The sequence below is a fragment of the Alteromonas sp. WD8-37 genome, assembly GCF_055326825.1.
In genome coordinates this window covers 333,499-347,918 of sequence record NZ_JBUZOV010000003.1, presented here as the reverse complement: position 1 = coordinate 347,918, position 14,420 = coordinate 333,499, and the positions used below count along the sequence as shown (strand labels likewise).

Sequence of the window (14,420 nt, the reverse complement as noted above, 5' to 3'; positions counted from 1 at the left end):
ATGACCAAATCTATCAACAAAATTGTACTGGCTTATTCTGGCGGGCTGGATACCTCGGCCATCATTCCCTGGCTAAAAGAGCATTATCAGTGTGAAGTCGTGGCCTTTGCCGCCGATGTCGGTCAGGGCGACGAAGAGCTGGAAGGCTTGCATGACAAAGCCATCGCCTCAGGTGCCAGCGAATGCCACATTGTTGACTTAAAAGACGAATTTGTCCGCGATTATATTTACCCCAGCCTGCAGACCGGCGCTGTGTATGAAGGCGAATATCTGCTGGGCACCGCCATGGCACGGCCGGTAATTGCCAAAGCCCAGGTGGAGATTGCCCGCAAGGTCGGCGCCGATGCCTTAAGCCATGGCTGTACCGGCAAGGGCAATGATCAGGTGCGCTTTGAAAGCACCTTTGCTGCGCTGGCGCCGGACTTAACGGTAATTGCCCCCTGGCGCGAATGGGACATGGTATCGCGGGAAGATCTGCTCAATTACCTGGCTGAGCGCGATATCCCCACCAGCGCCTCGGCCACCAAAATTTACAGCCGTGATGCCAATGCCTGGCATATCTCACACGAAGGCGGCGAGTTAGAGGATCCCTGGCACGCCCCGTCAGAGCAGGTCTGGACCATGACCTGTTCGCCCGAGCAGGCGCCGGATGACCCAGCCATGGTTATGCTTAGCTTTGACCAGGGCCGGCTGACCCACATCGATGGCCAGGCCTTAGGCCCGTTTGCTGCGCTCAGTGAGCTCAACCAACGCGCCGGCGCCCACGGTATCGGCCGCATTGATATTGTAGAAAACCGCCTGGTGGGCATGAAATCCCGTGGCTGTTACGAAACTCCCGGCGGTACTGTCTTAATGAAAGCCTACAAAGCGCTGGAAACCCTGGTGCTGGACAAGGCCGCACTAAAATTTCGCGAGCAGGTGGGCCTGGAGTTTGCCCATGTGATGTATGACGGGCGCTGGTTTACTGCGGTTAATGATGCACTGCTGGCTGCCGCCCAGGCGCTGGCGGTCAAAGTCACCGGCGATATCGTGGTCAAACTGTACAAAGGCCAGGCCACCGTGGTGCAGCGGCGCTCGCCTAACAGCCTGTATTCAGAAGATTTTGCCACCTTTGGTGCCGATGATGTGTACAACCAGCAACACGCCGAAGGCTTTATCCGCCTGTACAGCTTGTCCAGCCGGATTGCTGCCTTAAAAGCCCAGCAACAATAAGGAGCCTGTTATGCCATTATGGGGAGGCCGGTTTGCCGGCAGCAGCAGTTCGATGTTTCGCCAGGTCAATGATTCGCTGCCCTTTGATCAGGCGCTGGCAGTGCAAGACCTGCAAGGCTCTATGGCCTGGGCCGAGGCGCTGCATCAGGCCGGGGTATTAAGTGCCGAAGAAACGGGTCAGCTGACCGACGCACTGGGCCAAATGAAAGAACAGGCCGAAGCCGGCAGCCTGGATTTTGCTGCCAGTGACGAAGAAGACATCCACAGTTTTGTCGAAGCAGCGTTGATTGAGCAGCTTGGTGATATCGGCCGCAAGCTGCACACCGGGCGCAGCCGCAATGATCAGATCGCCACCGATTTTCGCTTGTGGGTGCGCCAGCATGTGGCCTCGCTGCAGCAGGATCTGCAGCAGCTAACTCAAGCCCTGGTGGCGGTGGCCGAGCGCCATCGCGACGCGATTTTACCCGGCTACACCCATTTGCAGCGGGCCCAGCCAGTGCTGTTTGCACACTGGTGTTTAGCCTATGTGGAAATGTTCAAGCGCGATGCCAGTCGGCTAACGGATTTGAGTGCCCGGCTCAATCAGTGCCCACTGGGCAGCGGTGCGCTGGCCGGCACCACCTATCCCATCGATCGCCAGCAACTGGCCGAGTCGCTGGGCTTTGCCAGCCCGTGTTTAAACAGCTTAGATGCGGTGTCAGACCGAGATTTTGTGCTCGAGCTGCTGTTTTGTGCCAGTACCAGCATGATGCATATTTCGCGCATGGCCGAAGATTTGATTTTTTACAATTCCGGCGAAGCCGGGTTTATTCAGCTTGGCGATGCGGTCACCTCCGGCTCGTCTTTGATGCCGCAGAAAAAAAACCCCGATGCGCTGGAGCTGATGCGCGGCAAATGCGGCCGGGTGTTTGGTGCACTGCAAGGCCTGCTGGTGACTATGAAAGGCTTGCCGCTGGCGTACAATAAAGACATGCAGGAAGACAAAGAAGGCGCTATCGATACGGTCAATCAATGGCATTGCTGCCTGCTGATTGCCAGTGAAGTGCTCGACAGTTTGTCGGTGAATACCGAGCGCTGCCGCCAGGCGGCTAGCCATGGCTATGCCAATGCCACCGAGCTGGCTGATTATCTGGTGGGCAAAGGGATCCCGTTTCGTACTGCCCACGAGGTGGCTGGCCAGGTGGTGCGCCAGGCCCTGGATGCTGGCTGTGCCATCGAAGCTCTGCCGCTGAACACCTTGCAGGCAGTGCACCCGGCCATTGATAAGGATGTTTTTGAAGTGCTGGAGCTGGAATACGGCCTCAACAAGCGTAATGTATTAGGCGGCACCAGTCTGGCCACGGTGCATCAGGCGCTGGCCCGCGAACGCGCGGCGCTGGGTGCGAAGGAATAACCCGGCATGACGCTTATGCAGCACGAAGGTATCAGCTTGTTTCGCAACTCCCTGCCCTATATTAATGCGCATCGGGGCAAAACCTTTGTGCTGATGTTTGGCGGCGAAGCCATTGAAGATGCCAATTTTGCGCACATCATTCATGATATTGCCCTGCTGGCCAGTTTGGGCGTGCGTTTAGTGCTGGTGCACGGGGCGCGCCCGCAAATTGACCAGCGGGTAGCGCTACGCCAGCTCGACGCGCGCTTTGCCCATGATGTGCGCATCACCGATAAAGCCACGCTGGAATGTGTTAAAGATGCCGCCGGCTCGGTGCGTGCTCAAATTGAAGCACTGCTGACCATGGGCCTGCCTAACTCGCCCATGCATGGTGCCCAGATACGGGTATGCAGCGGCAACCTGGTGGTGGCCAAACCCATGGGTGTGCGTGACGGTGTGGATTATGAAAATACCGGGCTGGTGCGGCGTATCGATACCACCGGCATCAATGACCATCTTAATGATGGCTCCATTGTGCTGCTTTCCCCCATGGGCTATTCCTCTACCGGCGAGGTGTTCAATCTGTCCCATGAAGATGTGGCCACTCAGGCTGCCATTGCGCTGAATGCCGATAAACTGATTGTGTTCTCAGCCCAGGAGGGTATCTATAATACCTCCGGAAAATTGCTGCGGACCATCGAGCGGCCTCAGCTGGAGCAACTGATGACCGCCGGCGAGATCAGCTCCGAGCCCACGGTGTTACAGGCATTAACCAGCAGTGTAGCAGCTGGGGTTGGCCGCGCGCATTGTGTCAGTTATGCCCGAGATGGCGCTCTGCTGACCGAATTGTTTACCCGTGATGGCACCGGTTCCCTGGTGATGGAGCATCATTATGAACAATTGCGGGCCGCCAGCATTGATGATGTGGGCGGCATTTTAAAACTTATTAAACCGCTAGAGCAAAGTGGCGCGCTGGTCAAACGCTCGCGCGAACGCTTAGAAGATGAGATCGATCATTTTATTGTGATTGAACGCGATGGCATGATCATCGGCTGCGCAGCGGTGTACGAATATCCTGACGAAGGCTGCGCCGAGCTTGCCTGTGTGGCCACCCACCATGCGTATCGCGGCAAACACCGCGGTGAACGGATTTTAGAAGCGGTCAAAGAGCGCGCGGCACAGCGCCAGATCCACACCCTGTTTGTACTGACCACTCTCACTGCCCATTGGTTTTTGGAACAAGGCTTTGTGCCGGCTTCGGTAGATGTGCTGCCCACCGCCAAACAACAGCTGTATAACTTTCAGCGCAATTCCAAGGTGTTTACCCTGCAACTGCCCGGCTGAGCATGGCATTGCCCCGGCTTCTGGCGTACACTGCCCGCAGCCGGCCAGCGAGCCGGCGCGGTTGACGATGTAAAAAGGTAGACACAATGAAAGCTATGCCATGGGTTCTGGGTGTGCTGGGCCTGGTGCTTATCACCGGCTGCAGTTATGTAAAACAGCCCAATGATAAAAAAATGACCAAGCTGGTCACCGCCATGCCCGAATACAATGCCAATGAAACCTTTGGCAAACGGGATTTTCGCTTTGTGGTCGCCCGCGACGGTGACCAGGTGACCACCCCACAGGTGCCCGCCTGTCTGGTGACCCGGTTTGGTACCAAAGAAATGGCCAACACCGATTATGCCCCCGGCAGTTATGATTATGAAAAATACGCGGCGGTGGCCAAGGTGTATGCGCGCTATTTTAATGCCGCGCTGCTGGAATTGCTGGCCAGCCGTGGCTGGGATCAGTGCGAGGCAACCATCCCCGAGTCGGCCGGCTCCTGATCCTGGTACCGGTGCCTTGCCACCGGCCCACATTAAGTTTTACTGACTCGCGTCTGCGCATGGAATTTCACACGCATCGACTTGTCTAGTCATCGTGCCCAGGGTTGATTCTTGTGGCGGTTTGGCTTTTACTGGTGGGATGATGTTATGAGGATGATTTATGCAAGAGCCTGTCACACTGTGTTGCGACGATGGCTATCAACTGGCCGGCACCCTGTTTACCCCCGATTCGCCACCACGTGGCGCCATTGTTATTGCCCCGGCCACCGGTATTAAACGCCAGTTTTATGCGGCCTTTGCCAGCTTTTTGGCCAATTATGGCTTTGCGGTGCTCACTTTTGATAACCGCGGCATTGGCGAGTCCTGCAACCATTCGGTTCGCCGCAGCGATGCCGATTTGGTGGCCTGGGGCCAGCAGGATATGCCCGCAGCGCTGGATGCGCTGGTGACCCGTTTTCCTGACGTGCCTTATTTTTTAGTCGGCCACAGCGCCGGCGGTCAGCTCATCGGGCTGATGCACAATGCCCACAAACTGACCGCCTTTATGAATTTTGGCAGCTCATCGGGCTCGCTGCGCAATATGAAGCTGCGCTATCGCCTTAGAGCGCATTTTTTTATGAATGTGTTTATTCCGCTGTCGAATTTTGTATTTGGCCATACCAAATCGCATTGGGTCGGCATGGGCGAACCGTTGCCGCGCGGCGTGGCCCGACAATGGCGCCAATGGTGTAATGGTCAGGGTTATGTACAGGAAAGCTTCGGGCGCGAGGTCACCCAGCATCAGTATGACTCGCTGGCGGTGCCCTCCAAGTGGGTCATTGCCAGTGATGATGACATCGCCAACGAGGCCAATCTAAAAGAAATGATTGCAGTGTATGAAGGCTGTAATGCCCGCTACTGCATTTTATACCCGTCGGCCTGTGGCCTGGATACCATCGGCCATATGCGTTTTTTCTCGCGCCAGTCACAACGCCTGTGGCCGCTGGTGACCAACTTCTTCGACGAGCATTTACAGCCGGTTTGAGCTAGAAAGCTTCTTCGGCCGGCTGTTTAAAGCGCGGCCAGCCTGTGGCTACCGACACACTGCCACATACCAGTAACAGCATGGGGTACCAGCAATACGGGGTAATGCTCAGCGGTGAGATGCCAGCGATGGCAGCGGCGGTCAGCAGCTGCGGGGCATACGGCACCATACCCTGAAATGCACAGGAAAAAATGTCCAGCAAACTGGCCACCCGGCGCGGATCGGCCTGATACTGCTGACCCAGGCGCCGGGCAATGGGGCCGGCGGTGACAATGGAAATAGTATTATTGGCGGTGGTGGCATCCAGTACACTGACCAGCCCGGCAATGCTGGCTTCAGCGCCGCGTTTGCTTTTGACCCGCTTGGTCAGCACCTTGATTAACCAAGCGATGCCGCCGTAGGCGGTCATCAGGCCCACCAGGCCACCAATGGTGATGGCAATCAGTGCCAGTTCCTGCATCCAACCCATGCCTTTTTGGACACTTTGTGCTGCTGCCAGCGGGCTCAAGCTGCCATTAAACAGGCCTACCAGAATGGCACTGGCGATGCCAGCGGCCAGCACCAGCACCACATTCAGCCCGGCCAGCGCACAGCCGATGATGACTAAAAAGGGCAGAATTTCCAGCCATGAGATGGCCGTGGTTTCTACAGCTGCCCCGGCGGGTACGTCGGTGGCCAGCAATAGCCCGGCGGTGATCAGTGCCGCCGGCACCACCACCAGCAAGTTAGCGCGAAATTTATCGGTCAGTTTGACCTGTTGGCTGCGCGTGGCTGCGATAGTGGTATCAGACACAAAAGACAGGTTATCGCCAAACATGGCGCCGGAAACTACCACCCCCATCAACATAGCATCAGATAATTGTAAGGTATCGGCCAGCCCCACCGCGACCGGGGCCAGTGCAGTGATAGTGCCCATGGAGGTGCCCATGGAAAAGGAAATAAAACAGCAAATCAGAAACAGGCTGGGCAGGATCAGCGACTGGGGCACTACAGTTAAAGCCAGATTCACCGTGGCATCTCGGGCACCAATATCGATAGTCAGCGCGTAAAACGCGCCGGCTAGTAAAAAGATAAAAACCAGCAGGATGATGTTGCTGTTACCGCCACCCTGACAAAATGCTTCAACCTTTTGCGCCAAAGTCAGGCGTTGATCTTTGGGCTGTAACAACAAGCCAAAGCCGGCTGCGCAGACAAAGGCCACCAGCACCGGCATGGCGGTAATGTCCTGAGTGATCAGGGCGCTGAACAGCAGCAAACTGACAAAAAAGAAAATCGGGGTAATACCCAAAAACTGGGGTTTTGCTGATGAGTCCACGGCCTGCACCCTTGTTACCTGCAACTGGCAAAAAGGCAGCAGCCTACCCCAACGCCGCGAAGATGCAACCAGCTTTTTAGGCTGATTGGCTGTAACTCATACCTGGATGCACGTCACCTGCCTGCCCCGGTAGACAAGTGACGCATTATCACTAATCAAAGCATTGTTATTTAAGGGCTTTATCGATGTCCTTGGCGCTATGCCGCTCAGCCAGATGTGCATCATCGCCCCAGAAGCGGTTGACGATAATGCCGCGTTTGACCGCCGGGCGTTTGGCAATGTCTTTGGCCCAGCGCATCAGATGCTCATACTCTTCCACCTGCAAAAACTTGGCGGCGCTGTATAATTTGCCCAAAACCAGGTTGCCATACCAGGGCCAGATAGCCATATCCGCGATGGAGTATTCATCGCCGGCCATGTAGGTATTAAACGACAGATGCTTGTCCAGCACATCCAGCTGGCGTTTGGTTTCCATGGTGAAGCGGTCGATGGGGTATTGCATCTTATACGGCGCATACGAATAAAAATGGCCAAAACCGCCGCCCACATACGGCGCTGAGCCCACCTGCCAGAACAGCCAGTTCATGCATTCCGTCTTGGCGATAGCATCTTTGGGCACAAACTTGCCAAATTTGTCGGCCAGATATTGCAAAATGGAGCCGGATTCAAAGAGGCGTATGGGCGGATTGACACTGTGATCCATCAGCGCCGGGATTTTTGAATTAGGATTCACATTCACAAAGCCGGTGGAAAACTGGTCGCCATCGCCAATCTTTATCGGCCACGCATCGTACTCGGCCTTTTTGACCCCGGCTTCCAGTAACTCTTCAAACATGATGGTCACTTTCTGGCCATTAGGGGTGGCCATGGAATACAACTGAAAATCATGGTCGCCCACCGGCAAGGCTTGTTCATGAGTGGGGCCGGAGGTCGGCCGGTTGGTTTTAGAAAACTCACTGCCGTCTTCTTTTTCCCATTTCCAGACCTTTGGCGGCGTGTATTCGTCTTTTTTGCTCATAACCGTTCCTGACATGATGGATGTGAGGTCACATACGTATGACGGTCAGGTTTGGTTGTGCTTACGCACCGATGTGTAAGCTAACGCGTCTGCCACCGGCTAACAGCCGGTGGCGACATCAAGAAAAGGCGAGCCTTCCATTGCCCGCAAAATGGTACAGAGTGCACGGCCATACCGGCCGCTGTCACCCTAAGTTTGGATTGGACCTAATAGCTATCAAGCTTTATGCCACATTCAATTAATTGTTAAATATCATTCAGTTAAATAAACTAGCACAGCGAAATGTGCTCGATAAGGGGGCGCAATGTTGCAGACCAGCAACACCCGGCACGCCTAAATTTTCCGATTTGCCCAACCAGGGCGGCGAAGGGTGGTCAGCCCAGCAGAGAGTGGCGGGTCAGGGCCCGGCTGGGCTTGTTGCTGTGTACCGACGGCGCATAAAAAAGGCGCCGTAACAGGCGCCTCATATAGAATGTGAAAAAGAGCTAAATGCTGACCCGTTTATACGGGCGGTACTCTGGTTGCCAGAAGTTACGCTGGATACTTTCGTGCAGCGCTTCTTCGGTCATCTCCAGTGCCAGATCCTGCTCCATGGCCACCCGGGCCACAGCATAGGCAATCTGACGGCTTAAGTCAGCAATCTGAGTCAGCGGCGGCAGCAGCTCACCTGTGCCGGTATTAGCCAGCGGCGAGGCCGAGGCCAGTGCATTGCTGGCTGCCATCAGCATTTCATCGCTGATCAGGCTGGCTTTACTGGCAATGACGCCCAGGCCAATGCCCGGGAAAATATAGCTGTTGTTGCACTGGGCAATCGGGTACGACTTCCCCTGGTATTCCACCGGCTTGAACGGGCTGCCGGTGGCAATGATCACCTCACCGTCCGTCCACTCAATGACCTGCTCAGGGCGGGCTTCGACCTGGCGCGAGGGGTTACTCAGTGGGAAAATAATGGGCAGCGCGCAATTAGCCTTCATCGAGCGCACCACCTGCTCGGTAAACAACCCCGGCTGGCCGGACACACCGATTAAGATATCCGGCGCAGCACAGTTGACCACATCTAGCAGCGAGGCGTATTCGCCGGAAAAGCTCCAGTCGGCAATGTGCTCGCGGGGAGTGGCCAGTTTAGCCTGAAAGTCGCGCAGATCGTCCATGCCTTCGGTGACCAGCCCGTAGCGGTCAACCATGTACACCTGGCGGCGCGCTTCGGTGTCTCTCATACCTTCCTGCACCATCTGCTGCACCAGCATCTCGGCAATGCCGCAGCCGGCCGACCCAGCCCCCACAAACACCACTTTCATGTCAGACAACCGCTGCCCTTTCATGCGGCAGGCTGCCAGAATAGTGCCCAGGGTGACCGCCGCGGTGCCCTGAATATCGTCGTTAAAACAGCAGATCTGGTCGCGATAGCGGTTGAGCAGCGGCATGGCATTGGGCTGGGCAAAATCCTCAAACTGGATCATGACTTCCGGCCAGCGCCGCTTGACTGCGCGCACAAACATATCGATAAATTCGTCGTACTCCTGCTGACCGATGCGCGGATGACGCGCACCCATGTACATGGGATCGTTAAGCAGTTTTTCATTGTTGGTGCCCACATCCAGCATCACCGGCAGGGTATAGGCCGGGCTGATGCCGCCACAGGCGGTGTACAAGGATAATTTACCAATCGGAATGCCCATACCGCCGATGCCCTGGTCACCCAGGCCTAAGATGCGCTCACCGTCAGTCACCACAATCACTTTAACCTTACGCTTGGTGGCATTGCGCACAATGTCATCCAGCTGATGGCGCTCTTCCCAGGAAATAAACAAGCCCCGCGAGCTGCGGTAAATATCCGAAAACTGCTCACAGGCATCGCCCACTGTCGGGGTGTAGATGATGGGCATCATCTCATCGATGTGACGCTGCACCAGCCGGTAAAACAGGGTTTCATTGTTGTCTTGAATGGCACGCAGATAAATATGTTTATTGAGCGGATCATCAAAGGTGTTGTACTGCATGTACGCCCGTTCAACCTGCTCTTCGATGGTTTCAAAGCGCGGCGGTAGTAAGCCGGTCAGGTTAAACGAGGCCCGTTCGCGGGCGGTAAAGGCACTGCCTTTGTTCAGTAGGGGGGTTTCCAGCAGTGAGGGCCCGGCGTGGGGGATGTACAGATATCGGTTATCGTCTTGTGACATTGTTCTTCCGAATGTTGGTTCAGGCAGACAAAATCGTCCCCCGGCCGGCTGGCGGGCCAGCCATTAAAATATTTCTTCTGGCTCGGGGGTACGTTTTGCATCATCTTCAGCAGGATCTATCACCTCTTCGTCTAGCACATAGACAGCAGGCTCAGTTCCCTTGGCAAAATATTCGAATAGTGTCGTATGGTCGGTGCGCCGGGTCAACTTTCCACTGGTACGATCAATGCGTACACGCACAATATCATCCGGCACCGGCATGGCTTTTTCTGGCGTGTCTTCCAGCGCTGCCTGCATAAAACGGATCCAGGCAGGCTGCGCGGCATGCGAGCCACTTTCGGTGCCAATCATGGCATTGCCGATCCAGTTGAAGCGCTCCGGATTGCGGTTGATCAGATTTTGGTTGCGGGTCGCGCGGCCCAGATTCCGGTTCATATCATCAAAACCGACCCACGCGGTGGCCACCAGATCCGGCTGAAAACCTGAGAACCAGGCATCGCGGGCATCGTTGGTGGTACCGGTTTTGCCGGCCAAATCATCCCGCTGCAAGATATTTTTCGCTCGCCAGCCGGTGCCCATCCAATAGGTTTTTTTACTCCAGCTACCGTTGGCCTGCACCCCGGTATGCATCATGTCAGCCACCAAAAAAGCGGTTTGCGGGCTTAATACCCGTGGGGCCGGGCGTTTGTGCGGCATCGGCGCAGACGCCTGAGTATCCACCGCCACGCCTAAGGCAGCAGCCAGTTGCTGTTCTTTGTCGGTAGGTTTGGCCTGGCGGGCCTGGCCATCCTGTTCACAGGGGTCGCACGCCCAGACCGGCTCGGCCTGCCACAACAGCTCATTTTGTTCGTTGTGCACGCGCTGGATAAAATGCGGTTGGACTAAAAAGCCGCCATTGGCAATCACTGCCATCCCCCGGGCCACTTCCAGCGGCGTGTGGGAGCCTGAGCCCAGCGCCAGGGTTTCGTCGCGTGGGATATCTTCTTTGGCAAAACCAAAGCGGGTCAGATAATCCGCGGTAGCATGCAGCCCCACCCCGCGCAACAGGCGCACTGACACCACGTTTTTGGATTTACCCAGCGCGACCCGCATGCGGATGGGGCCATCGTATTCCGGCGGTGAATTTTTTGGCCGCCAGGCGACACCGGTGGCCTGATTCCACTGGTTGATCGGCGCATCGTTAATAATCGATGCCGGGGTGTAGCCGGTATCCAGTGCAGCAGCGTACACAAACGGCTTGATGTTAGAGCCGACCTGACGCTTGGCCTGGGTGGCGCGGTTAAACTGGCTTTGATAAAACGAGTAGCCACCCACCACGGCTTCTGCTGCGCCGTTATGTGGATTTAACGCCACCAGCGCGCCGCTGACCGCTGGCATCTGCGCCAGTCGCCACTCGCCATCCTGACGACGGATGTTAATCAGCGCACCTTCACGCAAAATATCATGGGCTGTTTCAGGCTCTTCGCCCTGCCGTGAGTCGGTGATATATGGGCGCGCCCAGTCCAGATTTGGCCAGGTCAGGGTACGCTGTTGCCCATCGGCATCCAGCACCACCGCCTGTTGTTGTTCGACCTTAAGTACCACCGCCGGAACCAGCGGCGCAATGCGGGTTTGCTGCGCCAGCGCTGCCATCAACTCATCACGTGACGGCCGGGTAGCCAGAACCTCAGACGCCGGCTCATCAGCCTCGCCTGCTTCCTCTTCTTCCTGATCGGCTGGGGCGTTGTACAGATAGCCTAGCGGCCCGCGATAGCCGTGGCGTTCATCATAATCGTGCAGATTGCGCACCACTGCCTGCTGCGCGGCCAGCTGAGTGTCCGAGTCCACTGTGGCATACACCTGATAGCCGCCGGTCTCAGCTTCTTCTTTGCCATAAATCTTAACCATTTCTGAATAAATCAGATCGGCCAGATAGGGCGCATCCACTTCAATCTCGGCGCCGTGTTTACGCGCGGTAACCGGCGCGGTGGTGGCCTGGTCAAACTCGGCGCGGCTAATCAATTCTTCATCCAGCATGCGTAGCAACACCACGCGCCGGCGTTCTACCGCGCGATCAGGGCGGCTGATGGGGTTAAGCACCGACGGCGCTTTAGGCAGCCCGGCCAGTGTGGCCATTTGCGCCAGGTCCAGCTCAGCCAGTGGTTTGCCGTAATACACCTGGGCCGCAGCACCGAATCCAAACGAGCGATGGCCCAGCTCCACCTTGTTCAGGTACAACTCCAGAATTTCCTGTTTGGTCAGCAACTGCTCCATGTGCCAGGCAATAAAGATTTCTTTGATTTTGCGGATGTAGGTTTTTTCCCGGGTTAAAAAGAAGCCCCGGGCCAGCTGCATGGTCAGGGTACTGGCACCCTGCTGTTTTTCGCCGGTGACCAGCAAATTGAGCGCCGCCCGGCCGATGCCGATGGGGTCAATGCCATTGTGCTCATAAAAGCGACTGTCTTCGGTGGCCAGCACCGCATCAATCATTTGCTGCGGCACATCCTCAAGTTTTACCGGGATCCGCCGTTTAACTCCATATTGCGAGATCAATAATCCATCCTGAGTATAGATGCGCATCGGGGTTTGTAATTTTACGTCCTTCAGGACAGTGACACTGGGCAGGTCAGGTTTGATATAAAAGTAAATACCGATGAGCCCGGCCGCGCCAGTCAGCGCACCAATAAAGATAAGTATTAAGAGGGATTTGAGTAACTTCACGAAGACTTCATTACCAAGGCCAAGTTGCCTAATTGATTAACATTTTATACGTACGTGCTTTTAAGAGAACCATACTCTGCAAAAAAGTGCGTAAGATTCTAGTTTAGAGTAGAGCCCAATCTTTGGATCACCGGTCAAAACCATGAAATCGTTGTTTAGGAAAAAGCTACCGCCTATTGTGGGCCTTGACATAGGCACACGTCAAATCAAAGCGGTACTTATTGAAAAATCCGGCGACCAGTTCACACTGGCCGGCTATGCCTGCGAGCCCATCACCAAGCCAGCGTTCAATGAGCGGGAGATCCGCGATTTTGATGCGGTGAGTCTGGCCTTAAAAAAAGTCCAGCATGCCTTAAAAACCAAGGTGAAACATGCCGCCATTGCGGTGTCTGGCACCTCGGTCATTAGCAAAGTGGTACAGATGGAGCCTAACCAAAGCGATTTTGAGCTGGAAGGCCAGATTGAGATTGAAGCTGATAGCCTGATCCCCTACCCACTAGATGAAGTGTATCTGGACTTTGAAGAGCTCGGCCCCAGCGCCACCCATACTGGTAAGGTCAACGTGCTGTTAAGCGCGGCTCACAAAGACATGGTGGACAGTCGTATCACACTGGTGCGTGAAGTCCCGCTGGAACCTAAGGTGGTGGATGTAGAAGGCTATGCGCTGGGCAACGCATTGGGCCATTTTTATCCGCACCATGACGATGAGCGGGTGTGCTGTATCAACATCGGCGCCAGCTTGCTGCAGATGTGTGTGTGGCAAAACAATGCGGTGGTGTATTCCAAAGAACACAATTTTGGTATGAGCATGCTGGTGCAGGATTTATCTCTGATCCAGCGCATCGAAGCCGACGAGGCTGAGCAGCAACTTATCAGCAACACCCTGACCGGTAACTGGCAGCAGGAAACCCTGCCCATCTTTACTGCCAACCTGGTCCAGCAAATCAACCGTGCCTTGCAGATGTATATCAGCACCACCCACGCCCAGCGCCCGCAAAAATTATTGCTGGCCGGCGGCGGCGCCAACCTGGCGGCACTGGTAGACGCATTGCAGCAAGATCTGGGGCTGGACATCGAGTTGTTCGACCCATTTGCCAATATGCAGATCAGCGAGCAGCTGGATCAGGCGCGTTTGCGTCAAATCACCCCGCAGCTGGCCATCGCGGCCGGGCTGGCCAGCCGGAGTTTTAGCCAATGGCACATATAAATCTTCTGCCCTGGCGCGAGCAACAGCGCCAGCAGCAAAAAAATCAATATCTCGCCACACTGGGCCTGGTGGCCCTGGTGGTCGGCGGCATCTTTTGGGGCGTTGGTCAGGCCATTGATCAGCAAATTCAGCATCAAAACCAGCGTAATCAGTATCTGACCCAGGAAATTGGTCTGCTGGATGCGCAAATCAGCCAGATCCAAAAAATCAAAGAAAGCAAAAATGCCATCGAGCAGCGCATGGCATTGATTGGCCAGTTGCAGGTTAGCCGTAATGTGGCGCCCCGTCTGTTTGACGAGCTGGCCCGGGTGGTACCGCCGGGGGTGTCATTTCGCAGCATGCAGCGCACCGGCAATCGCATCATTATTGATGGCATTAGCGAGTCTAACAATCGCTTATCGGATTTTATGCGCCGTATCGAACAGTCTGATGTGTTCACCGGTGGCGAGTTATCGTCAATTGTGGCCGATACATCGGCTGCCGATGCCGTCAGCGGCTTTACCCTGACCTTTGATATCAGCCAGTCGGTGGCGCCTGTCCCGGCTAACAGCGCAGCAAAAGGCTAA

11 protein-coding genes are annotated in these 14,420 nt (G+C 55.6%); 7 read left to right on the top strand and 4 right to left on the bottom strand.

From position 1 onward, the window contains the following. The 5 genes from ACTUJZ_RS10540 (at window position 1) to ACTUJZ_RS10520 (ending at window position 5,437) form a co-directional block, all read left to right on the top strand. Window positions 1-1,212 carry an argininosuccinate synthase gene (locus ACTUJZ_RS10540; RefSeq protein WP_463636267.1) on the top strand — a complete coding sequence of 404 codons (1,212 nt, stop codon included), beginning with the start codon at window positions 1-3 and terminating at the stop codon, window positions 1,210-1,212. A gap of 10 nt (window positions 1,213-1,222) precedes the next feature. Then, window positions 1,223-2,605, top strand: a complete 1,383-nt coding sequence (gene argH, locus ACTUJZ_RS10535) for an argininosuccinate lyase (RefSeq protein WP_463636266.1) — start codon at window positions 1,223-1,225, stop codon at window positions 2,603-2,605. Between the two features lie 6 nt (window positions 2,606-2,611). After that, a complete protein-coding gene (gene argA / locus ACTUJZ_RS10530) occupies window positions 2,612-3,928 on the top strand; it encodes an amino-acid N-acetyltransferase (RefSeq protein WP_463636265.1) in 1,317 nt (438 codons plus the stop codon). Between the two features lie 86 nt (window positions 3,929-4,014). Further along, on the top strand, window positions 4,015-4,413 hold the full coding sequence (locus ACTUJZ_RS10525; protein ID WP_463636264.1) for a hypothetical protein: 399 nt from the start codon (window positions 4,015-4,017) through the stop codon (window positions 4,411-4,413). A 160-nt stretch (window positions 4,414-4,573) separates the two neighbouring features. Next, complete coding sequence (locus ACTUJZ_RS10520) at window positions 4,574-5,437, top strand: alpha/beta hydrolase family protein (RefSeq protein WP_463636263.1); 864 nt, start codon at window positions 4,574-4,576, stop codon at window positions 5,435-5,437. 1 nt (window position 5,438) lies between these two features. On the opposite strand, the gene ACTUJZ_RS10515 is transcribed toward ACTUJZ_RS10520, so the two are convergent. From ACTUJZ_RS10515 to ACTUJZ_RS10500, 4 genes are all read right to left on the bottom strand, one after another. Next, window positions 5,439-6,752: a Na+/H+ antiporter NhaC family protein gene (locus tag ACTUJZ_RS10515; protein WP_463636262.1), complete on the bottom strand. Its 1,314-nt coding sequence runs from the start codon at window positions 6,750-6,752 to the stop codon at window positions 5,439-5,441. Between the two features lie 166 nt (window positions 6,753-6,918). Next, window positions 6,919-7,770, bottom strand: a complete 852-nt coding sequence (gene yghU, locus ACTUJZ_RS10510; protein WP_463636261.1) for a glutathione-dependent disulfide-bond oxidoreductase — start codon at window positions 7,768-7,770, stop codon at window positions 6,919-6,921. A gap of 485 nt (window positions 7,771-8,255) precedes the next feature. Beyond that, window positions 8,256-9,947 (bottom strand): NAD-dependent malic enzyme, encoded by a 1,692-nt coding sequence (locus ACTUJZ_RS10505; protein WP_463636260.1) that lies wholly within the window; start codon window positions 9,945-9,947, stop codon window positions 8,256-8,258. A 63-nt stretch (window positions 9,948-10,010) separates the two neighbouring features. Next, window positions 10,011-12,647, bottom strand: a complete 2,637-nt coding sequence (locus ACTUJZ_RS10500) for a penicillin-binding protein 1A (protein WP_463636259.1) — start codon at window positions 12,645-12,647, stop codon at window positions 10,011-10,013. 142 nt (window positions 12,648-12,789) lie between these two features. Here ACTUJZ_RS10500 and pilM point away from each other — a divergent pair, with 142 nt between their 5' ends. Together pilM and ACTUJZ_RS10490 are read left to right on the top strand one after the other, a co-directional pair. Next, window positions 12,790-13,854, top strand: a complete 1,065-nt coding sequence (gene pilM, locus ACTUJZ_RS10495; protein WP_463636258.1) for a type IV pilus biogenesis protein PilM — start codon at window positions 12,790-12,792, stop codon at window positions 13,852-13,854. Then, the gene (locus ACTUJZ_RS10490) at window positions 13,842-14,420 is read left to right on the top strand and encodes a PilN domain-containing protein (RefSeq protein ID WP_463636257.1); all 579 of its coding nucleotides are present in this window, start codon (window positions 13,842-13,844) and stop codon (window positions 14,418-14,420) included. Before pilM ends, ACTUJZ_RS10490 begins: the two co-directional genes overlap by 13 nt.